We start from the raw sequence: 20712 nt of genomic DNA, 5'->3' as shown, positions 1-20712 counted from the left end.
GACGGGTGGCGGCGCGGCCGGTGCCGCCGAGCAGCCCGCGGCCAGCACGGCGGCGACGAGCAGCGCGCCCAGGTCAGCGCGCACGAGCCGCCCGGCGTCCCAGGAGGAGCGCGGCCAGCAGCCCGGCGGCCGCCGCGAACACCGGCCACAGCGGCGGTGCGGGGGCGGTGCCGCCGCCTCCGGTTTCGACGCCGAGCTTCGGCGGCTCGGGCAGCGACGCGCCGTCGGAGAGGGGGTTCGCCTCGAGCGTCCCGGCGTTCTCGGTGACCAGCAGCGTCGTCGACGACCCGGCCTTGACGTCGACGTCGGCGGCCGACTTCACCGCGCCGCCGGCGAGCTGCAGCGGCCACCGTCCTTCCGGGACGTCCACATAGGACGACGTCTGGCCGTAGGCCGCGTCCTTCGCGAGCGTGACACCCTGCGGGCCGGCCACGGTGACCGGCGCGATCGCCGCCGAGCCCTGGACGACCCGGACGCGGCCGTGGCCCGCGGCGGGCGGGGTGAGGTCGTCGGTGACCAGGTCGCCCTTGAGCGTGTCGCCCGGGCCGTTGGCGAAGACCAGCAGCGAGTAGGCGGTGCGCCCGGCGACGTCGATGGTCGCCGACAGCGCGGGCGGGGTGGCCGGCGCGGCGTCGGCGGGCCGCATCGAGAGCGTGTACTTGCCGGGGCCCAGCGACGAGTACGGCGTCACCGCGCCGTAGCCGGCCTTGCGGATGACGACCTTTTCGGCCTGGCCGAAGGGGGCGAAGTAGATGTCCACCGGCGGCACCTTCGGCGCCAGGTGGCCGACCCGGATCCAGCCGACGTCCGGGCCGGGCGCGGTCGCCGCCGCGGCCGGCACCGGCGTCGGCGCGAGGAACAGGAGGGCGGCGGCGAGCCCGCCGGGTCTGAGGAGGAGGGAGCGCATGGGAGGGCCTTTCGCCGTCAGGGGGAGGAGAAGGGGACCAGCAGTCCCGGGGGTGCGAACAGCGGGTAGGTGACGAGCACGCCGCCGGTGGTCTCGGCGACCGAGGACGGCCGGAACAGGTCGCGCTGGCCGGCGTAGAAGGCGGCCGCCCCGCCGTCGCCGCCGGCCAGGAGCACCCGGCGGCGCGGCTGCCCGGCGGGGTCTTCGCCGGGAACGGCGGGGAACGCGGTGACGCGGACCGGTTGCAGCGCCGCGAGTGCGGCGATCGTGGCGATCAGCCGCGGGTCGACCCGGCCGGCGCGCAGCACGGCGACGGCGTCCGGGGCGCAGGTGATCCGGGCCGACGCCGCCAGGGCCGCGCCCGCGTGCGTGCGGGCGGACTCCTCCGACGGCGCGGCCGGGTCGGCGGCCGGCAGGCCCAGGCGGGAGACGGTGACCGCCTGGTCGCCGGCGCCGAACACCGCGGTCACCCCGGCGTCGGCGAGTGCGGCTTCGACGGCCGGGTACCGGCTGCGGAGGCCGGTCGCGCCGGTGGTGAACACGGCCCAGTCGGCGGGCGGGCAGGTGGCCGCGCAGGCGGCGGGCGGCACGAGCATCCCGGTCGGCCAGCCGGCCTTGGCCAGTTCGGCCCACGAGCTGTCGTCGACGAGCACCCGCGCGCCGGAAGCGTTGGTCCGCAACCAGTTCTGCGCGTCGACGAGCGGCCCGCCGCGGTCCGGCGACGGCCGCAGGGCGGGGTAGCCGTAGCTCCAGCCGGCGGCGACCACGGCGACGAGGATGCCGGTGGCGAGCACGGCCCCGGGGCCGCGGCGGGTGTCTCCCCGGTGGGCCGGGACGCGTTGCCGCGCCAGGGTCTGCACCACCGCGGCGAACACCAGGGGGGTGAGGGGCAGCAGCAGCGCCAGCACGGCGGTGTCCGGCACGCCGGGCACGAGCAGGGCCGCGACGAGGAGCAGGCCGGACACCGCGAACGGCCGCAGCGAGGTCACGGCCAGCGCGGCCACCAGGGCGACGGTCGAGAGGACCGCCCACGCCGGGTCGAGGGCGACCCAGTCCGCCACCGATGGCCGGGTCGCGGCCGCGAGGTGCGGCCGGAGGGCACCGGCCAACGGGCCGAACGCAAGACCGAGCCCGAGGTTGAGCAGCACCGCCACCAGGGCCGCGCGGGCGGGCGCGCGCCGCGCCAGCAGCCAGCCGGCGGCGGGCAGGAAGACCAGGGCCAGCGGCGAGGTGAGCACCGCTGCGAGCAGGCAGGCCGCGGCCAGGGCGTCGTGCCGGATCCGGGCGCCGGGCTTGGTGATCAGCACCAGCGCCGCGAGGACCCACACCGCCGCCAGGTGCTCGACCACGACCAGCCGCTGCAGGCCGAGCGCCAGCGGCGACGCCGCGAGCAGCAGCACCGCGGCCGCCGACGCCCATCGCGTCAGGCCCAGCCGGCGCGCCAGGAACCACAGCAGCACGACGCCGAGCACCGCGGCGACGAGCAGGGTTTCGCGGACGGCCGCGAGCGCCGTCGCCGAACGCCCGAAGGCGCCGGAGAGCATGGTGTACGCCGAGAGCTGCCACCAGCCGAACGGGCTGACGCCGGCGCCGCCGGCGTCGGTGAACGGCGTGAGGTGCCCGAGCGCGTAGGCGTGGGCGACGTTCGCGGCCTCGGCGGGCAGGGCCGGTGTGGGCGCGGCGAGGTACAGCACGCGCAGCCCGCCGGCCAGCGCCAGCAGCGCGAGCACGATGTCGAGCGACAGCAACCGGTGTGCCGCCGGGAAGCCGGTGCCCGCCGGTTCGGGAAGCGTCGCGGGGGACCGGCCCGGGTCGGTCGTCTCCCGGCTGTGCTGGGCCATTGGACGGATCGTAGCCCATCCGGATCACCCGTCCAGCCCGGGACGGCTACGTCAGCCGGACGGCCCAGCCGCGGTGAAAGCGTTGCCCGGCAAGATTATTTCCCACCGCGCGGGGTGGAGCCGGAGAGGGTGCGGGTCAGCGCGAGCGCGACCGTCCGGACGGCCGGGGCGACCCGTTCGGTCCGCATCCGGTTGGCCCAGCCGGAAATCGACACCGCGGCCACCGCGACACCGCGGGCGTCGAGCAGCGGGCTGGCCGCGCACACCACGCCGACGCCGGATTCCTCGCGCTCCAGCGCGATCCCCTCTTCGCGGACCCGGGTGAGCTGACGGCGCAGCAGGCCCGGCGCGGTGATCGTGCGCGCGCTCATCCGCGGCAGCCCGGCCTCGATCACCTGGTCCACCAAGGATTCCGGGGAGAACGCGAGGATCGCCTTGCCGACGCCGGTGGCGTGCGCGGGGAACCGGCCGCCGATGCGCGACGGCAGCGTCGGCGCGTCCGGGCCGCGCAGCACGTCGAGGTACACGACTTCGGTGCCTTCGAGGATGGCGAGGTGGACGGTGTTGCGCGTCGCCTCGCGCAGGTCGGCCAGGTACGGGCGGGCCGCTTCGACCAGGCCACGGCGGGGCGAGGCCAGTTGGCCGATTTCGAACAGCCGCAGCCCGAGCCGCACCGAGCCGGCCTCGCGCTCGAGCAGCCCGGTTCCGGTCAGGTGGCCGACGAGCCGGTGCACGGTCGTCTTCGCCAGGCCGGTCCGGCGGGCCAGCTCGGAGACGCCGAGCGTCTCGTCACCCGGGCGGAAGGCTTCGAGGAGCGCGGCGAGCCGGGCCGCGACGAGGCCGTCGCCGCTCGCGCCGTCGTTCCGCCCAGCGGTACGCATGGGTTGAGTGTGCCCGATCCGCCGCGCGACTGTCACGAGGTCGGGATGGAGGTGGGTCAGTGGCCGTCGGCACCGAGGACGAGTTTGACGCAGTGCGCGACGAGCCGTTCGCGCGAGACCTTCAGCGACCCGTCGAGGTAGGCGATGAAGACGTTGCTCAGCGCGCCGACCAGCCCGACGGCGACCATCCGGCGTTCGGTCTCGTCACCGTGGGACAGCTGTTCGCCGACGAGCGCGGCGAACACCGGCAGCAGGTGCAGGCCCCGGCGGGTGAGCGCGGGGTCGGTCAGCGGCGCGAGCAGCAGGATCCGGCCCTTGCGCGGGTCGTCGACGATCAGCTCGACGAACGCGCGCACGGCGTGCTCGGCCCGCGACACGGGGGTGGGGGCGTCCCGCACGGCGTCGACGAGCGCCTGCCGCGCCTGTTCGCCGACGTGCTCGTACACCGCCGCAACGAGCTCTTCGCGGTCGGCGAAGCTCTCGTAGAAGTACCGCTCGGTCAGCTTCGCGTGCCGGCACACCGCGCGGACGCTGGTGCCGGCCGAGCCTTCGGTGCCCAGCAGTTCCAGGCCGGCGGCCACGAGCTGCTCGCGCCGGAGCGCCCTCCGGTCGTCCAGCGTCGTGCCCGCCCAGGTCCGGCCCGGCATGGTGACTCCTCGGTTGACTACAACTGTTGTCAGATCCTAGCCTGACAACAGCCGTAGTCAGTTCGAGACGCGACGAGGAGCCGCCGATGACCCGGGACGCACCAAAGGGGGTCCCGGTGGCGAAGCCCCCGGCCCGGGGCGGCGCCCCGGATGTCACCGCACCGCTGGGTCCCGACTCGCTGACGTGGAAGTACTTCGGCGACTGGCGCGGCCTGCTGATCGGCCTGTGGGCCGGGTCGATGCAGAACATGCACCCGCGCCTCGGCGCGGGCGTCGAGCAGCATTCGCGGTTCTTCGAGGAACGCTGGCAGCGGCTGTTCCGCTCGCTCTACCCGATCGGCGGGGTGGTCTACGACGGCCCGCGCGCCCACCGGACCGCACTGGAGGTCCGCGGCTACCACGACCGGATCAAGGGCGTCGACGCGCGAGGCCGTCGCTACCACGCCCTCGACCCGGACACCTACTACTGGGCGCACGCGACCTTCTTCGTCAGCACGATCCTCATCGCCGACCACTTCGCGGGCGGCATCGGCGAGGCGGAGAAGCGGCAGCTGTTCGACGAGCACGTCCGCTGGTGGCGGATGTACGACATGACGATGCGGCCGGTGCCGGAGAGCTGGGAGGACTTCCAGCGCTACTGGAAGCACATGTGCACCGAGGTCCTCGAAGACAACAAGGCCACCCGGGACGTCCTCGACATCCGCGGGCTCGGCAAGCCGCCGTTCCTGCCCTGGCTGCCGGACGCGCTGTGGCGGCCGGTCCAGCGGGTGGTCGCGCGCAATTTCGTCTGGCTGACGGCCGGCCTGTACGACCGCGAGGTCCGCGACCTGCTCGGCTTCCGCTGGACCGAGCGCGACGCGCGCCGGCACCGGCGGTTCGGGCAGCTGGTCAACGCCGTCTTCTCGGTCGTCCCGCACGACCGCCGCTACCACCCGCGAGCGCGCGCCGGCTGGCGTCGCGCGCGGGGCGAGGTGGCTGCGGACACGCCGGTGGTCGAGACTCCACCCAGGAACCTGCCGCCGCAGTCCGAGCGGGGCAAACCCGAGCACTACGCGCCGAACGTCTAGGAGGCCTTCGTGAAGCTGGGATTCCACATCGGGTACTGGCAGAGCGGCCCGACGCCGGGTGCGCTGGACGCGGTTCTCAAGGCCGAAGAGCTCGGCTTCGACTCGGTGTGGACGGCGGAGGCGTACGGCTCGGACGCGTTCACGCCCCTGGCCTGGTACGGCGCCTCCACCACGCGCATCCGGCTGGGGACGAACATCGTCCAGATGGCCGCGCGCACGCCGACGGCGACGGCGATGAGCGCGCTGACCCTGGACCACCTTTCCGGTGGCCGGATGGTGCTCGGGCTCGGCGCGTCCGGCCCGCAGGTCGTCGAGGGCTGGTACGGCCAGCCGTACCCGAAGCCCCTGGCGAGGACCCGGGAGTACGTCGACATCGTCCGTCAGGTGATCGCCCGCGAGGCCCCGGTCACCCTGGACGGCGACCACTTCCAGCTGCCGCTCAAGGGCGGCACCGGGCTGGGCAAGGCCCTGAAGCCGACGGTGCACCCGCTGCGCAAGGAAATCCCGATCCACCTGGCGGCGGAGGGCCCGAAGAACGTGGCCCTGGCGGCGGAGATCGGCGACGGCTGGCTGCCCCTGTTCTTTTCGCCCAAGAGCAACGCCTTCTACAAGGCCGCGCTCGAAGAGGGGTTCGCCCGCCCGGGCGCCCGGCACACGCTGGAGACGTTCGAGGTCCCGTGCTCGCTGCCGGTGATCGTGCACGACGACGTCGAGGAGGCGGCGAGCTGGATCAAGCCGTCCCTGGCGTTGTACATCGGCGGAATGGGCGCGAAGTCGGTCAACTTCCACCACGACGTCTTCGCCCGGCTGGGCTACGAGGACGTCGCGGACAAGGTGCAGGAGCTGTACCTGGCCGGCCGCAAGGAGGAGGCGACGGCCGCGATCCCGACGTCCCTGGTGGAGGACACGTCGCTGATCGGGCCGCCGGCGAAGATCCGCGACGAGCTGCAGGCGTGGGAGGAGACGGTGGTGACCCAGCTGCTCCTGCGCGGCGACGCCGCGACCCTGGAGAAGATCGCCCGCGCCCTCGGCTGACACTCGCCGCTGCCCGGCGTGGCCGAGGGTGCGCCGACCTCGCCGGAATCGCCGGGCCCATCGGTTCGCGGCCGCTGCCGGTGCTGACCGGCGGCAACGTCAACGACTCCACCCCGTTCACCACGGTCATGGCCGATGTCGGAGTCCGCCGCGGTCCGGAGCGACCGGCGAGGCCGGCCGGGCCGGACCCCGGCGGACAAGGGCCACGCCGGCTGCGCCATCCGCACTTGTCTGCGTCGGCGCCACAGCCCGGCCACCACCCCGAATTGACCTGGCATCCTCGCCGCACTGGCTTCGAGGACCGGCATAGCAGGGGGCGCCTTGGCGCGGCGGGGATCGCGGCGAACGCGCTGCCGGGTGGTGAACGCCTCCGCTGCCCGGCTCAGCCCTGCCGGGTCGGGCGGATCGTGAGGTCGCCGATCTCCACATCGTCCGGCTGCTCGATGGCGAACGCGATCGCCCTTGCCACGGCCTCCGGGCTGATGCCGAGCGCCGCCATCGCCTGCTGGGCCTGCTCGCGCTGGGCCGGGTCCTCGACGTAGTCGACGAGTTCCGTGCGCACGTATCCGGGCGAGATGGACGTCGTGCGGAGGACGCCGTCGGTCGACTCCTGCCGCAGGGCCTCCAGCAGCGTGCGTACGGCGTTCTTGGTTCCCGCGTAGACCGCCTGGGCCGGGACGATCTTCAGCCCCGACGTCGAGACGGTCGTGACGAAGTGCCCGCGGCCCTGTGCGCGGAACACCGGCAGCGCGGCCGCGATCCCGTGCAGCACGCCGCGGAGGTTGACGTCGATCATCGCGTCCCAGTCGTCGACGTCGAGGGCGCTGACCGGGGCGATGCGGGCGACGCCGGCGTTGGCCACCAGGACGTCGAGGCGGCCGAAGCGGTCGACGGCGAGGGTGACGAGCCGCTCGAGGTCGGCGCGGCGGGTCACGTCGACGTCCAGCAGTTCCGCGCGGCCACCGTCGTCCCGGATCCGCCGGGCGAGGATCTCGAGCCGGCCGGTGCGCCGGGCGCCCAGTACGACGGCCGCGCCGCGGGCGGCCAGTTCCACGGCCGTCGCCTCCCCGATCCCGCTGCTCGCCCCCGTGATCGCGACGACCTTGTCCAGCCCGTTCGTCATGGCACCTCCCGCTAAACTGACAACTGTCCGGTTGGGGTCCACCGTACCGGACAGTTGTCCACTTAAGCGAGGGGAGCCTGCCGTGGCCGGTCGCGAGCGCCGTTCCGACGCCGTCGCCAACCGCGACCGGATCGTCGAGGCCGCACGCGCGGAGCTGAGCGAGTCCAACGGCGCGGCCGACGACCTGAAGCTGCACCGGGTCGCGAAGGCCGCGGGCGTCGGGCAGGGCACGCTCTACCGGCACTTCCCGACGCGCGAGCACCTGCTGGCGGAGGTGTACCGGGCCGAGCTGACCCAGCTCGTCGGCACGGTCGCGCCGCTGCTGGCGGCCCACTCCCCGCTCGACGCGCTGTCCCGCTGGCTGGACCGGCTGGTCGGGTACGCGCGCGTCAAACGCGGCGTGATGGCGGCGATCGAGGTGCCGGCGTGGCAGGACCTCTACTCCGGCCAGCACCACCGCCTCGACGAGGCGCTCGAAACGCTGCTGGACCGGGGCCAGGCCGCCGGGGAGATCCGCGCCGGCGTCGACGCCGCCGACGTCATCCTGCTCCTCGGGGCGCTGTCCCGGATCCCCGAAGCCGGCTGGGACGAGCGCGCGCCCCGGCTCGTGGCGGTGATCGTCGACGGCCTGCGCGCCTAGCGCGGGCCCCTGTCGTGGCCTTGGTCACGACGATGGCACGATTCCCCTCGACCACTACCGGGTGCCCGCCGAGATCGAATACTCATGGCCTGCACCCGGTACGCCTTCGAGGAGGACCATGGCGACGCTGTCCGGCCGGACGAGGTTCCGCTATTCGCTCGGCTCGTTCGTCACCGGGTCCTTCGGCACGGTCCCCGGGCTGGTCCTGGTCAAGTACCTGACCGACACGATGGCCGTGCCCGCGGGCTGGGCCGCGGCGATCGTGTTCGTGCCGAAGGCCTGGGACGTGCTGTTCAACCCGGTCGCCGGCCGGCTGTCCGACGCCGACCTGATCAAGACCGGCAGCCGGCGGCGGTTCCTGCTGATCGGCGGCATCGGCGTGGCGATCCTGTTCGCGGCGATGTTCGCCCATCCCGGGTTCGGCGGCCCGCTGCCGGACGCGCTGTACGTGGCGGTCATGTTCGCCGCCTGCGCCACGGCGTACGCGCTGTTCCAGGTGCCGTTCAACGCGCTGCCGGCCGAGCTGACCGAGTCGGCCACCGAGCGCACGAAGCTCACCAGCGTCCGGATCGGCGTGCTGGCCGTGACCATCCTGATCTGCGGCGGGGGCGCCCCGGCGATCACCGCCGGGATCGAGGGCGTGGCCGGCTACCGCGTGATGGCCGTCGTGATCGGGCTGATCGTGCTGGCCGCGACCCTGCTGGTGTACTTCGGGCTCAAGGACGCGCCGGTCGGCTCGCTGCGGCCGAACACCGTGAACCTCAAGGAACTCGCCGGCACGCTCGCCGGCTGGCGGCCGTTCCGCTGGCTGCTCGGCACGTACTTCATCCAGGCGCTCGGCATCGGCACGGTGCTCGCCGCCATCCCGTTCTTCGCCCAGCGCATCCTCGGCAACGACGCCTACGGCACGATCCTGTTCGTCATCTTCGTCGGCCCGGCGCTGGTCACCATGCCGCTGTGGCCGCGGCTGGGCGACCGCGTCGGCAAGCTCAACGGCTTCCGCCTGGCCACCGCGGCCTTCGCGGTCGGCCTGCTCGGGCTGGTCTTCGCCCAGTCGATCCCGCTGGTCGTCTCGTTCGTCTTCGTGGCGCTCTGCGGGGTCGGGTACGCCGGGATTTCGGTGTTCCCGCTGGCCATCCTGCCGGACCTGATCACCGCCGAAGAGGAACGCACCGGCGAGACCCGCGCCGGGATCGCCGCGGGTGTCTGGACCGCGGGGGAGACCCTCGGGCTGGCCTTCGGCGGCGGGCTGTGGGCGCTGATCCTGGCGTTCGGCGGGTACGTGTCCAGCACGGACGCCACGGCGTTCCAGCCGCACAGCGCGATCGTGGCAATCCTCGTCGGGGCGTCGATCATCCCCGGCGTGCTGATCGCGCTGGCCCTGCCGCTGCTGCGGCGCTCGGTCCTGGAACCGCGGGAGTCCCGGCATGAACCCGCCTGAGGACGTTCTCGCGCAGCTACGCGAACTGCGCGCGGGCGACCTGCCGACGCACGGCGGCCGCACCCTGGCCTACGTCTACGACAGCGGGCTGTCCGAAGTGGACGCCCTCGGTGCGGCGGCGCACGCGCTGGCGTCGTCGGCCAACGGCCTCGACCCGACAGCGTTCCCAAGCCTGCTGCGCATGGAGAACGACCTCGTCGCGGCGGCTGCTTCGTTGCTCGGCGATGTTCCCGGCGTCGTCGGCTCGGTGACCTCCGGCGGCACGGAGTCGTGCCTGCTGGCGGTGCTCGCCGCCCGGGACGCCCACCCGTCGATCGCCTCGCCGTCGATCGTGCTGCCGACGACCGCGCACGCGGCGTTCCACAAGGCCGCGCACCTGTTCGGCCTGCGGCGGATCGACGTCCCGGTCGACCCGGTGACGTTCCGCGCCGACCCGGCGGCGATGGCCGCGGCGATCGACGACTCGACGGTCCTGGTGGTGGCGAGCGCGCCGTCGTACGCCCACGGCGTGCTCGACCCGATCGCTCCGATCGCGGCGGCTGCGCTCGAACGCGGCGTCCGGATGCACGTGGACGCGTGCATCGGCGGCTGGGTGCTGCCGTACTTCGCCCGCCTCGGCGCGGACGTCCCGCCGTTCGACTTCCGCGTCCCCGGTGTCACGAGCATCTCGGTGGACCTGCACAAGTACGCCTACTGTCCCAAGGGGACGTCGGTGCTGCTGCACGCGTCGGCGGAACTGCGGCGCACGCACTACTTCGCGAGCGCGGCCTGGCCGGGTTACACGATGCTGAACACGACGATCCAGAGCACGCGTTCGGGTGGGCCCCTCGCAGCCGCCTGGGCGGTGGTGAACCACCTCGGTCCCGACGGCTACCTTTCGCTGGCGGTGTCCACGCGGGAAGCGGTCTCCCGGATCCGGTCCGGCATCGCCGAGATCCCCGGCCTGCGTGTGCTGGGCGACCCGGTGTCGACGCTGATCGCGTTCACCGGCGACGACGGTTTCGACCTGTTCACGGTGGCCGACGAGATGAAGGCCCGCGGCTGGTACGTCCAGCCGCAGTTCGCCCACCTGTCGTCCCCGGCGAACCTGCACCTGACGGTGACGGCGGCCAACCACGGCAGCGAGAAGGAGTTCCTGACCGACCTCGCGGCCTCGGTGGACGCGGCCCGCGCGGCCGGCCCGGTCGTCATCGACCCGGCCGTGGCCGGGTTCGTCGCCGCGCTGGATCCGGAAACCCTGACGCCGGAGCAGTTCGCGGGCCTGCTGGCGGCGGCGGGCCTGGGCGGCGCTTCGGGACTGCCGGACCGGATGGCGGAGATCAACGCGCTCCTCGCAACGGCACCGGCGCCGTTGCGGGAGCGGCTGTTGCTCGAGTTCCTCGGCGCCCTCTACACGCCCTGAATCACTGGTTCCGCGAAGCCAGACCGTCGGGCGCCGACTTGACCGCGGCATGGATCGCGTCCGCCAGCGCCAGCGCGTCCTCCTCGGTCAGCTCTAACGCCACCCGCGCCGACGCGCCCAGGGACGGGTTGCGGAAGTCGATGTTCACCGTGTGCGCGTACGGCGCGTGGACCGGGTGGTCGACGTACACGGTGCCCTCGTTCAGGCGGAACCAGCCGCGGGCGCCCTTGCCGCTGCCTTCGAGCGCGAACTTCTCCGTCAGGTATGTGCACATGCGCGAGTCCTCTCTCAGGCGGTGAGCGTGCGGGCGTAGAAGGCGAGAATCCGTTCCCAGCCGTCCTTCGCGGCTTCGGGGCGGTAGCTCGGGCGGTCGACGGCGAAGAACGCGTGGCCGGCGTCCGCGTACGTGTGGAACTCGTGCTCCTTGCCCAGCTTCTCGAGCTCGGCCGCCAGCACGGCCACCTCGTCCGGGCCCGGGAACTGGTCGTCCGCGCCGAAGATGCCCAGCAGCGGGCACGACAGCTGCGGCGCCAGGCGCAGCAGCGGCTTCATCTGCCTCATGGCCTCCGGCGGGTCGTTGACGACGAAGGCGCCGTAGCAGTCCACCGCCGCGTCGAGGTCCAGCGAGCACGCGGACAGGAACGCGTGCCGTCCGCCCGAGCAGTGCCCGATGACGCCGACGCGGCCGTTGGCGTTCTCCAGCGCGCGCAGGTAGTCCGCCGCGCCCGAGACGTCGCCGACCAGGCGGTCGTCGGGGACGCCGCCCGCCGCGCGGACCGTCGCGGCCGCGTCGTCCGGGTCCGCGCCCGGCGCTTCGCGTGTGTACAGGTTCGGGCAGAGTGCGTTGTAGCCCTCGACGGCGAAGCGGCGGACCATCTCCTTCGTCGGCGCGTCGTAGCCGGGGAGGTGGTGGATCACCACGACGCCGCCGCGCGGGGTGTCGTCGGTCGGTTTGGCCAGGTAGGCCTCGAGTTCGTCCCCGCCGTGGCCGGTGATGCGGACGGTCCCGGCGACGATCTCGTCGGTCATCGGTTCTCCTTCGCTCGTTCGGGGGGGTGGACGTACCGCGCGCCGCGGGAAGCGGACGCGATCGCGGCGACGACCGCCATCACGGCGGCCGCGGTGAACACGACCGCCAGGCCGTGGTGGAACGGTCCGGAGACCAGTTGCGGGAAGAACTCGCCGCCGGTGAGGGTCGCCCGGTCGGTGGGGGAGAGACCGGCCAGGACGTCCGGGCCGAGCAGGTGCCCGACCGGGTTGCTGCCGAGGAACGCGGCGAACAGCGTGCTGACCGGCGGGAGCTGCGCGACGCCGTCGGCCACCGGCGCCGGGACGCCGTGGGCCTGCAGGCCGCCGGTGAGCGTCTGCGGCAGCGACGAGGCGAGCCCGGCGATCATCAGGGAGAAGAACACGCCGATCGACAACGACGTCCCGGAGTTCTGGAACGTCGCCCGCATGCCGGAGGCGACCCCGCGCTGCTCGGTGGGGACGCTGCTCATGATCGCCGAGGTGTTCGGCGCGGCGAACATGCCCTGGCCGATCCCGCTGAGGACGAGCAGGGCCGCGAACGCCGGGTACGGGAAGTCCACCGGCAGCGCCAGCAGCCCGAAGAACGCCACCGCGACCAGCAGCAGGCCGCCGGTGGCCAGCGGCCGGGCCCCGAACCGGTCGGACAGGTACCCGGACACCGGCCCGGCGACCAGGAACCCGACGGTCAGCGGCAGCATGTGGATGCCCGCCCACAGGGGCGTCTGCTCGTAGTCGTAGCCGTGCAGGGGCAGCCAGATCCCCTGCAGCCAGATGATGAGCATGAACTGCATGCCACCACGGGCGACCGAAGTCAGCAACGCGGCGATGTTGCCGGCGGCGAACGCGCGGATCTTGAACAGCGAAAGCTGGAACATCGGCGCGGCGACGCGGGTCTCGATGACGCCGAAGGCCACGAGCAGCAGCACGCCGGCGCCGATGCCGCCGAGCACCCAGGGGTTGCCCCAGCCGGTGGCGGCGCCGCCGTAGGGCTGGATGCCGTAGGTGATCGCGGCCAGGACCAGCGCGGTTCCGGCCGCGAAGGTGACGTTGCCGCCCCAGTCGACCTTCGCGCGCTGCGGCGTCCCGACCTCGCGGAGGCTGCGGATCGACCAGATCGTGCCGAGCAGGCCGAAGGGCACGCTGACCCAGAACACCGCGCGCCAGTCGATCTCGGCCAGCAGCCCGCCGACGACCAGGCCGAGGAACTGCCCGGCCAGCGCGGTGATCTGGTTGACGCCCAGCGCCATGCCGCGCTGCTCGGCCGGGAAGGCGTCGGTGAGGATGGCCGCCGAGTTCGCCGTCAGCATCGACCCGCCGACGGCCTGCACGACCCGCCAGCCGATCAGCCAGAGCGCCCCGCTGCCGCCGTGGAACGGGTCGAACGACAGCGCCACCGACGCGGCGCTGAACACGACGAACCCGACGTTGTACATCTTGACCCGGCCGAACATGTCGCCGAGCCGCCCCAGCGTCACCACCAGCACGGCCTGCACCAGCAGGTAGCCGAGGATCATCCAGAGCAGGTAGCCGATGTTGCCCGGGGCCAGGGGGTCGAGCCCGATGCCGCGGAAGATGGCCGGCAGGGAGATGATCACGATCGAGCCGTCGAGCGCGGACATCAGCACGCCGAGCGTGGTGTTGGACAGCGCGACCCACTTGTAGCTCACAGCGCGTCCGCCAGCCGCTCGATCAGCGGGATCGCGGCGACGAGCTCGCGCTGCTCGGCGGCGGTGAACCGCTCGGCCAGCGCGCCGGCCATCCGCTGCGTCGTCCGCGACCGCCGGTCGGTGAGCAGCCGGACGCCGGCTTCGGTGACCGTCATCAGCACCTTGCGGCCGTCGGAGTCGTCCTTGCGCCGCTCGACCAGCCCGCGCCCGACCAGCCCGGCCAGGGTCACGCCCATGGCCTGCGGCTTGACGCGTTCGAGGTCGGCGAGGCAGCCCGGGGTGGCCGGGCCCTCGCGGTCGAGCCGGGACAGCACCGAGCGTTCGGGCAGGGTCAGTTCGCCGACGACGTAACCCTGCCGCAGCCGCCGGATCAGCCGGCCGAGCGCGACGCGCAGGTCGGCGCTCGCCTGGAGGAGCTCCTCGTCCGTCACGATCGTCAACCTAGACTGATAAACCTGGGTTGATCAACTCGGACCAAACGGCCGCTATCGGGTGAGCGGGGAGCTTTCGCCCGGGCCGCCGCCGCGTGCGGTGTTACCGTCCGAAGTGGACACACCTGGAAGGGACCGCCGATGACCAACCCGCACGTGCCGCACGCCGGCCACGAGCACCACACCCACGGCGAAGGCTGCGGCCACGCGGCGGTCCCGCACGGCGACCACGTGGACTACGTGCACGAAGGGCACCTGCACCGGGCCCACGACGGCCACTTCGACGAGTGCGAGATCAGCGGCCACGTGCCCCACGCAGACCACGACCACCACACCCACGGCGACGGCTGCGGCCACATCGCGGTCCCCCACGGCGACCACGTCGACTACCTGCACGACGGCCACCGCCACGCAGTCCACGAGGACCACTACGACGACCACTGACTCGGCCGAGCGGCCTCGACGGCGGCCCGGCCGCCGGCGTCAAGGAAAAGGCGACGTCACCGAGGCACTCCCGCAATGCCTGGGGCGAATTCGCGTGATCAAGCCCGTAACTCGCGTGATCAAGCCCGTAACTCGCGTGATGGGGCCCGTAACTCGCGTGATCCGAGCCGGATCCCGCGAGTTACGGCTCGAATCACGCGAGTTTCGAGTTCGATCACGCGAGATCCGGCTCGGATCACGTCGCGGCCACCGGCATCGGCTCGGAGCTGCCGCTCGACTCGATCAGGACGTGGTCGAAGCGGCCGTCCGCGCACAGTGCCGTGACCTCCTCCAGGAGGTCCTCCCGCAGGGTGCAGCAGATGCACCCGTTGGTCATTCCGACGAGGCGCTCCTGCGAGCGCACCAGCGCCGCGTCGATGTCGACCTCGCTCATGTCGTTGACGATCGACGCGACCCGCAAGCCCGCTCGGTTGGCGAGGATGTGGTTGAGCAGCGTCGTCTTGCCCGCGCCGAGGAAGCCGGACACCACCGTGACCGGGACGCTCACGAGTGGAAGTGCCTCATCAGCCGGCGCGGGACCGGCTGCACCTTCCCGTCCACCTCGATCGGCACCAGGTCCGGCACCGCGGCCTTCCACTGCGACCGCCGGGACCGCGTGTTGCTGCGGGACAGCTTGCGCTTGGGGACGGCCATCAGCGGGTGCCCCGCTTCCCGTAGCGGCGGTGGAACTTCTCGACCTGGCCGGCGCTGTCCATGATCCGCTGGGTGCCGGTCCAGAACGGGTGCGACCACGAACTGATGTCGACCATCACGAGCGGGTAGGTGTGGCCGTCGGACCACTCGATCGTCTTGTCCGAAGTGATCGTCGAACGGGTCAGGAACGCGTCGCCGGTGGACGAGTCCTTGAACACGACGGGGTGGTAGTCGGGGTGGATTCCGGTCTTCACTGGTCTTCCTTTCGGTTCGCCGCGGTCGCGTCGTGGCGCGCCGGGCCTGGTTCGGTCTCCTCGCACGGTTCTTCGTGCCAGTCGCCGAACGGATCGGGGTAGTGCGCCCACGCTCCGGGCCCGGCCGCGAGTTCCGCGTCGGTCAGTAGAGCGCCGCGCAGGGCCGCGTCGATCTCGTCGGGCGTTGTCTGGTCCGTCACCACGACGAGCTCCTGCGCCCGGTCGCCGTGCACCGGGTCCCAGCGCAGGGACGCCAGCGTCCGGCGTTCCGGGGAGACGTCCGTCCACGCCGGACCGTCCGGCGACGCCAGCCACGGACCGGCGTGGCCGAGGCCCAGGCCGCCGCCCGCCGACTCGATCCAGAACGCGACGTCCGGCCGGCTGGCCAGCCAGGCGCGCCCGCGGGTGCGGACGACCCCGTCCAGCAGGACGTCGAGCGCGGCGTGCAGCCGCCCGGGGTGGAACGGCCGCCGCGCGGTGAAGGTGAGCAGGCCGACACCGCAGTCGGTGTGCACCGGCGGTTCGCCGCGCAGCAGCGCGCCGTGCAGGTCGGTGACCTCGCCGCGGCGGGCGTCCGCCGGGACCGCGTCGAGCACGCTGCCGCCGTCGATCCGGGCCAGCTCGACCCGCGGGATCGACGGCGCCACCCGGTCGAGCACCGCGGACGCCTTGGCGGCGGTCCACGCGTCGGGGGCCGCGCCGGCCAGCACGAGGACGTCGGCGAACTCGACCTGGGACAGCGCGACCTGGGCGACCGTCCGCTCGTCCTCCGGGCTGCCCTGCAGGTTCCGGTCGGCCAGCTCGTCGTCGCCGGTCGCGTCGGCGAGGAAGGTCGCGCAGCCGACGACGGTGAGGACGGCCCGCAGGTCGACGTCCTCGCTGACCGGGGCGTCGCCGACCAGGACGTTCCGGATCGCCCAGCTCACCGGCTCCGGCTCCATGGCTTCGTCGAGCCGGACGACGATCCGGGTCACCTCCGGGCGCCGCGCCAGCCGCCGCAGCAGGGGGAGGAGGTCCTCCCGGAGGGTGCAGGACACGCAGCCGTGGGCCAGTTCGAGCACGGTCTCCTCGTCGCGCTCGCCGAGCCGCAGCCGGCGGCGGACGACGCCGGAGCGGATCTCGCGCAGGTCGTGGTGGACGACGGCGGTGCCGCGCCCGGCCACGCGCAGCAGCTCGGCGAGCGTGGCGTTCGGTCCGGCGACCAGGCCGCTCACGAGGACGAGCGGGATGCGGGGGTGGTGGGTCACAGGGGCTCCAGGAATGCGGACGGGGTGCGGTGCGCTACTGTAATGGAAATGAAAATCACTATCAACTCGGGAGGATCCTTGTCCGCCGTGTGCCAGGTCACCGGCCGCAAGCCGGGCTACGGCAAGCAGGTCTCGCACTCCCACCGCCGCACGTCCCGGCGCTGGGAGCCGAACCTGCAGAACCGCCGCTACTTCCTGCCCGGGGAGGGCCGCTGGGTGCGGCTGCGCGTCTCCGCCAAGGGCATGAAGACGATCGACAAGCGCGGCATCGAGGCCGTCGTCGCCGAGCTGAAGGCAAAAGGGGTGAAGCTGTAATGGCGAAGAGCACCGACGTCCGGCCGATCATCAAGCTGCGGTCCACCGCGGGCACCGGCTACACGTACGTCACGAAGAAGAACCGCCGCAACGACCCGGACCGGATGGTCCTGCGCAAGTACGACCCGGTGGCGCGCAAGCACGTCGAGTTCAAGGAAGAGCGCTGATGGCCAAGAAATCGAAGATCGCGAAGAACGAGCAGCGGAAGGTGGTCGCCGCGCGGTACGTCGAACGCCGCCGCGCGCTCAAGGCCGTCATCGCCGCACCCGGCTCGTCGCCGCAGGAGAAGGCCGAGGCCGTCGTCGCGCTGCAGAAGCTGCCGCGGGACGCGAGCCCGACCCGGATCCGCAACCGCGACGCCGCCGACGGCCGTCCCCGCGGCTACCTGCGGAAGTTCGGCCTGTCGCGGGTGAAGATGCGGCAGGCCGCGCACCGCGGCGAGCTGCCCGGCGTCGCGAAGTCGAGCTGGTGAGCCGGATGCCGAAACCGCACCGGCAAGCGCGAGGTGAACCTGTTGCGCGCGCCCGCCGGGTGACGGGATCGACGCCGCAGCAGCAGAACCAGGTCGCCACGGCGATCAAGAACGCGCGGGAGATGGCGTTGCTGCCGTACCCGTCCTCGGGCCGCGCCGGCTAATTCGAGTGCGCGGAAGCCGGGTGGCGCGCGATCATGGGCGCACGAAAGGGGGCGTCGCACCGGGATGTCCTGACGCACAGGAGGTCCACGCTTGCACGCCCAGCTCACGGTCACGCCCGCCCGGCTGCCCGAAGTCCTGCTCACCACCGCCGTCGTGCGGCCGGTGTTCCTCTGGGGCGCGCCCGGGATCGGGAAGTCCTCGCTCGTGCGCGACTTCGCGGCGTCGCTGGGCCTCGACTGCGTTTCCCTGCTGGGCACCCAGCTCGCGCCCGAGGACCTGATCGGCGTCCCGCAGATCGTGGACGGCCGCAGCCGGTTCTGCCCGCCGGAGCAGATCGCCCGCGACGAGCCGTACTGCCTGTTCCTCGACGAGCTGAACGCCGCCGCGCCCGACGTCCAGAAGGCGTTCTACTCGCTGATCCTCGACCGCCGCATCGGCTCCTACGAGCTGCCGGCGGGCTCGGTCGTGATCGGCGCCGGCAACCGCGCCACCGATCAGGCGCTGGCCCGGCCGATGGCCTCGGCTCTGGTCAACCGCCTGGTCCACGTCCACCTGCGCGCCGCACCGGGCGACTGGCTCGCCTGGGCCGCCGGCCACGGCATCCACCCGTGGGTGATCGAGTACCTCACCCAGCGGCCGGACCACCTGTGGAGCCCGCCGCCGAAGACCGAGGAGCCGTTCTCGACGCCGCGGTCCTGGCACATGCTCTCCGATCTGCTGCGCTCGGCCGGCGACCCGGCCGACGACGAGACGATCGCGCTGCTGGCCTACGCCACGCTGACCCCGGCGCACGCGGGCGCGTTCCGCGCGTACCTCAAGGTGGCCCGGCACGCCTTCGACCTCGAGGCGATTTTCAAGGGCGACGCGCGTTGGCCCGCCGAGCCCGCCGACCGCGACCTGCTCTACTTCCTCGCCGAAACGTTCCGCGCCCGCCTGGTCAAGGACCTGCCCGCGGACAAGCGGCACGCGTCGGCGGCCGTCCGCCAGTTCGCCTTCCGGGCGAAGAGCCTGCTCGTGGAGCTGGCGGAAATCTCCCTGGAGATGGCGCAGCTGGTCATCGCCGACGACGAAGCCGGCAACCCGCGGCTGCCGTCCTGGTTCCTCGTCGAGGCCGCCCGCGACCTGCCGCGGCTGGTCGCGGCGCGGGCATGAGCACCGCGCGCGCCGAAGCGCAGCGCCGGGACCGGCGGGCGAAGGCCATCCTCGGCGGCTGGGAGCTGGCCCGCGGGCACACCGTCCTCGACCACCTCGCCCGCGGCGCCAGCCTCAGCCCGGAGAGCCTGCCCGGCACCGGCAGCTGGGCCGTCGTCAACGGCCGCGGCCTGATCACCCCGAACCGCGCCCGCGACGGCGACCCGGGCGAATGGGCCTGGGTCTTCGCGCACCTCCTGCTGCACCTCGGTCTCGGGCACCTCGACGACGACCGGCTCGCCGACGTCGAGTTCGACGACGGCTACGGCGCCGCGTGCTGCGTGGCCGTCCACCGGTTCGCCGAGGCCGTCCACGTCGGGACGCCCGTCGTCGACGTGCCGGAGCTGCCGGGCACCGACGAGCTCGCGCTGACCCGCGCGTGGCAGGAGACCGGCGTCCCGGCGCCGTTCGCGCAGCTGGGCGTCGGCGGGCCCGGGTCGTGCCTGCGGCTGCCGCCGCCGCTTTCGCGCTGGCAGCTGCAGTACCACGGCAAGGGCGAGCCGTGGACCGAGCGGTTCGCCCGCGGGCTGATCGCCTCGGCCACCGAGGCGATGGAACGCGCCGCCGACGCGCGCGGGCAGACCCGGCGCCGGCGGGCGATGGGGGAGTGGGACCGGGCGCTGTCGTGGTTCGTTTCGTCGTTCCCGCTGCTCGGCGCGGTGGCCGCCGGGTTCACGCTGGTCGTCGACGCCGACGTCGTCCGCGCCTGGGACATCGCCGTCGCGGCCGTAGACGCCGAGCACGGCGAGATCCACGTCAACGCGGCTGCCGCGCTGACCGCCGAGGAGTGGCGGTTCGTGCTGGCCCACGAAATGCTGCACGCGGCCCTGCGGCACGACCGCCGCGCGCTGGGCCGCGACCCGTACCTGTGGAACGTCGCCTGCGACTACGTGATCAACGGCTGGCTGGTCGGCATGGGCGTCGGCGAGCTGCCCGACGGCGGCCTGCACGACCAGCAGCTGGCCGGGATGTCGGCGGAGTCGGTCTACGACACCCTGACCACCGACTTGCGCCGGGCCCGGAAGCTGCTGACGCTGGGGTCGCGCGAGGCCGGCGACGTCCTGGGCGACTGGCTGTCCGAGCCCGAGGCGGCGCAGCGCCGGTCGTCCAAGCGCACTTCGCGGCCGGTGCCGTGGGCGGACCGAGTCCAGGGCGTCGACCTCGACGAGTTCTACCGCCGGGCGCTCACCCAGGGCCTCGAGTACCACCACGCCCAGGGCCGCGGGCTGCTGCCGGCCGGCCTGGAACAGGAGATCCGCGCCCTCGACCACCCGCCGCTGCCGTGGGACGCGCAGCTGGCCCGCTGGTTCGACGAGCACGTCCGGGCCGAGCTGCCGGTGCGCAGCTACGCGCGGGCGTCGCGCCGCCAGTCGGCGTCGCCGGACATCCCGCGCCCGGGCCGGGTCCGCCCGGAACGCCTGGACAGCCGCGTCACCTTCGGCGTCGTGCTGGACACGTCGGGGTCGATGAACGCCGAGCTGCTGGGCAAGGCGCTGGGCGCGATCGCGTCGTACGCGCTGGCCCGGGACGTCCCGGCGGCGCGGGTGGTGTTCTGCGACGCCGTCGCCTACGACGCGGGGTACCTCGCGGTCGAGGACATCGCGGGCCGGGTCAAGGTGCGCGGCCGCGGCGGCACGATCCTGCAGCCCGGCGTCGACCTGCTGCAGCGCGCGCCGGACTTCCCGGCGGACGGGCCGATCCTGATCATCACCGACGCGCAGTGCGACCACGTCCGGCCGCGCCGCGAGCACGCGTACCTGGTGCCACGGGGTGTGCGGCTGCCGTTCGTGGCCCGCGGGCCGGTGTTCCGGGTGGCGTGA

24 protein-coding genes and 1 pseudogene are annotated in these 20712 nt (G+C 73.2%); 12 read left to right on the top strand and 13 right to left on the bottom strand.

What is annotated here, in order from left to right; all coding sequences use genetic code 11:
• Nucleotides 1–73: 73 nt before the first annotated feature.
• From C2L59_RS30445 to C2L59_RS30430, 4 genes are all read right to left on the bottom strand, one after another.
• A complete protein-coding gene (locus tag C2L59_RS30445; protein ID WP_103352951.1) occupies nt 74–907 on the bottom strand; it encodes a DUF4397 domain-containing protein in 834 nt (277 codons plus the stop codon).
• Nucleotides 908–924: 17 nt separating this feature from the next.
• Nucleotides 925–2748, bottom strand: coding sequence for a glycosyl transferase (locus C2L59_RS30440; protein ID WP_103352950.1), 1824 nt, complete (start codon nt 2746–2748; stop codon nt 925–927).
• Nucleotides 2749–2843: 95 nt separating this feature from the next.
• Entirely contained in the window at nt 2844–3629 is a 786-nt protein-coding gene (locus C2L59_RS30435; protein ID WP_103352949.1) for an IclR family transcriptional regulator, read from the bottom strand.
• Between the two features lie 56 nt (nt 3630–3685).
• Entirely contained in the window at nt 3686–4276 is a 591-nt protein-coding gene (locus tag C2L59_RS30430) for a TetR/AcrR family transcriptional regulator (protein ID WP_103352948.1), read from the bottom strand.
• A 116-nt stretch (nt 4277–4392) separates the two neighbouring features.
• On the opposite strand from C2L59_RS30430, the gene C2L59_RS30425 reads away from it, so the two are divergent.
• Together C2L59_RS30425 and C2L59_RS30420 are read left to right on the top strand one after the other, a co-directional pair.
• Entirely contained in the window at nt 4393–5343 is a 951-nt protein-coding gene (locus C2L59_RS30425) for an oxygenase MpaB family protein (RefSeq protein ID WP_103352981.1), read from the top strand.
• Between the two features lie 9 nt (nt 5344–5352).
• The gene (locus tag C2L59_RS30420) at nt 5353–6378 is read left to right on the top strand and encodes an LLM class F420-dependent oxidoreductase (protein WP_103352947.1); all 1026 of its coding nucleotides are present in this window, start codon (nt 5353–5355) and stop codon (nt 6376–6378) included.
• Between the two features lie 382 nt (nt 6379–6760).
• On the opposite strand, the gene C2L59_RS30415 is transcribed toward C2L59_RS30420, so the two are convergent.
• On the bottom strand, nt 6761–7501 hold the full coding sequence (locus C2L59_RS30415; RefSeq protein WP_103352946.1) for an SDR family oxidoreductase: 741 nt from the start codon (nt 7499–7501) through the stop codon (nt 6761–6763).
• A gap of 82 nt (nt 7502–7583) precedes the next feature.
• On the opposite strand from C2L59_RS30415, the gene C2L59_RS30410 reads away from it, so the two are divergent.
• The 3 genes from C2L59_RS30410 (at nt 7584) to C2L59_RS30400 (ending at nt 10984) form a co-directional block, all read left to right on the top strand.
• Nucleotides 7584–8141 carry a TetR/AcrR family transcriptional regulator gene (locus C2L59_RS30410; RefSeq protein ID WP_103352945.1) on the top strand — a complete coding sequence of 186 codons (558 nt, stop codon included), beginning with the start codon at nt 7584–7586 and terminating at the stop codon, nt 8139–8141.
• Nucleotides 8142–8259: 118 nt separating this feature from the next.
• Complete coding sequence (locus tag C2L59_RS30405) at nt 8260–9582, top strand: MFS transporter (protein WP_103352944.1); 1323 nt, start codon at nt 8260–8262, stop codon at nt 9580–9582.
• Nucleotides 9569–10984: an aminotransferase class V-fold PLP-dependent enzyme gene (locus tag C2L59_RS30400; RefSeq protein WP_103352943.1), complete on the top strand. Its 1416-nt coding sequence runs from the start codon at nt 9569–9571 to the stop codon at nt 10982–10984. The genes C2L59_RS30405 and C2L59_RS30400 overlap by 14 nt, the downstream gene beginning before the upstream one ends.
• Nucleotide 10985: 1 nt before the next feature.
• Here C2L59_RS30400 and C2L59_RS30395 read toward each other — a convergent pair whose 3' ends face one another.
• Genes C2L59_RS30395 through C2L59_RS30380 form a run of 4 tightly spaced genes read right to left on the bottom strand, consistent with a single transcriptional unit; the run spans nt 10986 to nt 14111 of the window.
• Nucleotides 10986–11258 carry a DUF6295 family protein gene (locus tag C2L59_RS30395; RefSeq protein ID WP_103352942.1) on the bottom strand — a complete coding sequence of 91 codons (273 nt, stop codon included), beginning with the start codon at nt 11256–11258 and terminating at the stop codon, nt 10986–10988.
• 14 nt (nt 11259–11272) lie between these two features.
• A complete protein-coding gene (locus C2L59_RS30390) occupies nt 11273–12013 on the bottom strand; it encodes a dienelactone hydrolase family protein (RefSeq protein ID WP_103352941.1) in 741 nt (246 codons plus the stop codon).
• On the bottom strand, nt 12010–13680 hold the full coding sequence (locus C2L59_RS30385; RefSeq protein ID WP_103352940.1) for an MFS transporter: 1671 nt from the start codon (nt 13678–13680) through the stop codon (nt 12010–12012). Before C2L59_RS30385 ends, C2L59_RS30390 begins: the two co-directional genes overlap by 4 nt.
• Nucleotides 13677–14111, bottom strand: coding sequence for a MarR family winged helix-turn-helix transcriptional regulator (locus C2L59_RS30380; protein ID WP_199199319.1), 435 nt, complete (start codon nt 14109–14111; stop codon nt 13677–13679). The genes C2L59_RS30385 and C2L59_RS30380 overlap by 4 nt, the downstream gene beginning before the upstream one ends.
• A 141-nt stretch (nt 14112–14252) precedes the next feature.
• Between C2L59_RS30380 and C2L59_RS30375 the strand changes: the two genes are divergently transcribed.
• Entirely contained in the window at nt 14253–14555 is a 303-nt protein-coding gene (locus C2L59_RS30375) for a hypothetical protein (RefSeq protein ID WP_103352938.1), read from the top strand.
• Between the two features lie 238 nt (nt 14556–14793).
• On the opposite strand, the pseudogene C2L59_RS30370 reads toward C2L59_RS30375, so the two are convergent.
• The 4 genes and pseudogenes from C2L59_RS30370 to mrf all read right to left on the bottom strand — a co-directional run.
• A pseudogene (locus C2L59_RS30370) lies at nt 14794–15102 on the bottom strand (GTP-binding protein); the annotation flags it as partial.
• Complete coding sequence (gene rpmF / locus C2L59_RS30365) at nt 15099–15248, bottom strand: 50S ribosomal protein L32 (protein ID WP_103352937.1); 150 nt, start codon at nt 15246–15248, stop codon at nt 15099–15101. The pseudogene C2L59_RS30370 and the gene rpmF, both read right to left, overlap by 4 nt.
• Nucleotides 15248–15502, bottom strand: a complete 255-nt coding sequence (locus C2L59_RS30360) for a type B 50S ribosomal protein L31 (protein WP_103352936.1) — start codon at nt 15500–15502, stop codon at nt 15248–15250. The genes rpmF and C2L59_RS30360 overlap by 1 nt, the downstream gene beginning before the upstream one ends.
• Nucleotides 15499–16749, bottom strand: coding sequence for a ribosome hibernation factor-recruiting GTPase MRF (mrf, locus tag C2L59_RS30355; RefSeq protein ID WP_103352935.1), 1251 nt, complete (start codon nt 16747–16749; stop codon nt 15499–15501). Before mrf ends, C2L59_RS30360 begins: the two co-directional genes overlap by 4 nt.
• A 78-nt stretch (nt 16750–16827) precedes the next feature.
• Between mrf and rpmB the strand changes: the two genes are divergently transcribed.
• The 6 genes from rpmB (at nt 16828) to C2L59_RS30325 (ending at nt 20712) form a co-directional block, all read left to right on the top strand.
• Nucleotides 16828–17064 carry a 50S ribosomal protein L28 gene (gene rpmB / locus C2L59_RS30350; protein WP_103352934.1) on the top strand — a complete coding sequence of 79 codons (237 nt, stop codon included), beginning with the start codon at nt 16828–16830 and terminating at the stop codon, nt 17062–17064.
• Nucleotides 17064–17231, top strand: coding sequence for a 50S ribosomal protein L33 (gene rpmG / locus C2L59_RS30345; RefSeq protein ID WP_003091682.1), 168 nt, complete (start codon nt 17064–17066; stop codon nt 17229–17231). The genes rpmB and rpmG overlap by 1 nt, the downstream gene beginning before the upstream one ends.
• Nucleotides 17231–17536, top strand: a complete 306-nt coding sequence (rpsN, locus tag C2L59_RS30340) for a 30S ribosomal protein S14 (RefSeq protein ID WP_103352933.1) — start codon at nt 17231–17233, stop codon at nt 17534–17536. The genes rpmG and rpsN overlap by 1 nt, the downstream gene beginning before the upstream one ends.
• The gene (locus C2L59_RS30335) at nt 17530–17700 is read left to right on the top strand and encodes a hypothetical protein (protein ID WP_370444795.1); all 171 of its coding nucleotides are present in this window, start codon (nt 17530–17532) and stop codon (nt 17698–17700) included. Before rpsN ends, C2L59_RS30335 begins: the two co-directional genes overlap by 7 nt.
• Before the next feature lie 91 nt (nt 17701–17791).
• Nucleotides 17792–18853, top strand: a complete 1062-nt coding sequence (locus tag C2L59_RS30330) for an ATP-binding protein (RefSeq protein ID WP_103352931.1) — start codon at nt 17792–17794, stop codon at nt 18851–18853.
• Nucleotides 18850–20712 carry a hypothetical protein gene (locus C2L59_RS30325; RefSeq protein ID WP_103352930.1) on the top strand — a complete coding sequence of 621 codons (1863 nt, stop codon included), beginning with the start codon at nt 18850–18852 and terminating at the stop codon, nt 20710–20712. Before C2L59_RS30330 ends, C2L59_RS30325 begins: the two co-directional genes overlap by 4 nt.

The sequence above is a fragment of the Amycolatopsis sp. CA-128772 genome, assembly GCF_002904295.1.
In the GTDB taxonomy this organism is placed as follows: domain Bacteria; phylum Actinomycetota; class Actinomycetes; order Mycobacteriales; family Pseudonocardiaceae; genus Amycolatopsis.
This window is presented reverse-complemented; position numbering and strand designations above follow the sequence as displayed.

Coding starts and splice junctions, on each gene's coding strand:
- C2L59_RS30445 (WP_103352951.1), bottom strand. CDS start 907: ATGCGCTCCCTCCTCCTCAGACCCGGCGGGCTCGCCGCCGCCCTCCTG.
- C2L59_RS30440 (WP_103352950.1), bottom strand. CDS start 2,748: ATGGCCCAGCACAGCCGGGAGACGACCGACCCGGGCCGGTCCCCCGCG.
- C2L59_RS30435 (WP_103352949.1), bottom strand. CDS start 3,629: ATGCGTACCGCTGGGCGGAACGACGGCGCGAGCGGCGACGGCCTCGTC.
- C2L59_RS30430 (WP_103352948.1), bottom strand. CDS start 4,276: ATGCCGGGCCGGACCTGGGCGGGCACGACGCTGGACGACCGGAGGGCG.
- C2L59_RS30415 (WP_103352946.1), bottom strand. CDS start 7,501: ATGACGAACGGGCTGGACAAGGTCGTCGCGATCACGGGGGCGAGCAGC.
- C2L59_RS30405 (WP_103352944.1), top strand. CDS start 8,260: ATGGCGACGCTGTCCGGCCGGACGAGGTTCCGCTATTCGCTCGGCTCG.
- C2L59_RS30400 (WP_103352943.1), top strand. CDS start 9,569: ATGAACCCGCCTGAGGACGTTCTCGCGCAGCTACGCGAACTGCGCGCG.
- C2L59_RS30395 (WP_103352942.1), bottom strand. CDS start 11,258: ATGTGCACATACCTGACGGAGAAGTTCGCGCTCGAAGGCAGCGGCAAG.
- C2L59_RS30390 (WP_103352941.1), bottom strand. CDS start 12,013: ATGACCGACGAGATCGTCGCCGGGACCGTCCGCATCACCGGCCACGGC.
- C2L59_RS30375 (WP_103352938.1), top strand. CDS start 14,253: ATGACCAACCCGCACGTGCCGCACGCCGGCCACGAGCACCACACCCAC.
- rpmF (WP_103352937.1), bottom strand. CDS start 15,248: ATGGCCGTCCCCAAGCGCAAGCTGTCCCGCAGCAACACGCGGTCCCGG.
- rpmG (WP_003091682.1), top strand. CDS start 17,064: ATGGCGAAGAGCACCGACGTCCGGCCGATCATCAAGCTGCGGTCCACC.
- rpsN (WP_103352933.1), top strand. CDS start 17,231: ATGGCCAAGAAATCGAAGATCGCGAAGAACGAGCAGCGGAAGGTGGTC.
- C2L59_RS30325 (WP_103352930.1), top strand. CDS start 18,850: ATGAGCACCGCGCGCGCCGAAGCGCAGCGCCGGGACCGGCGGGCGAAG.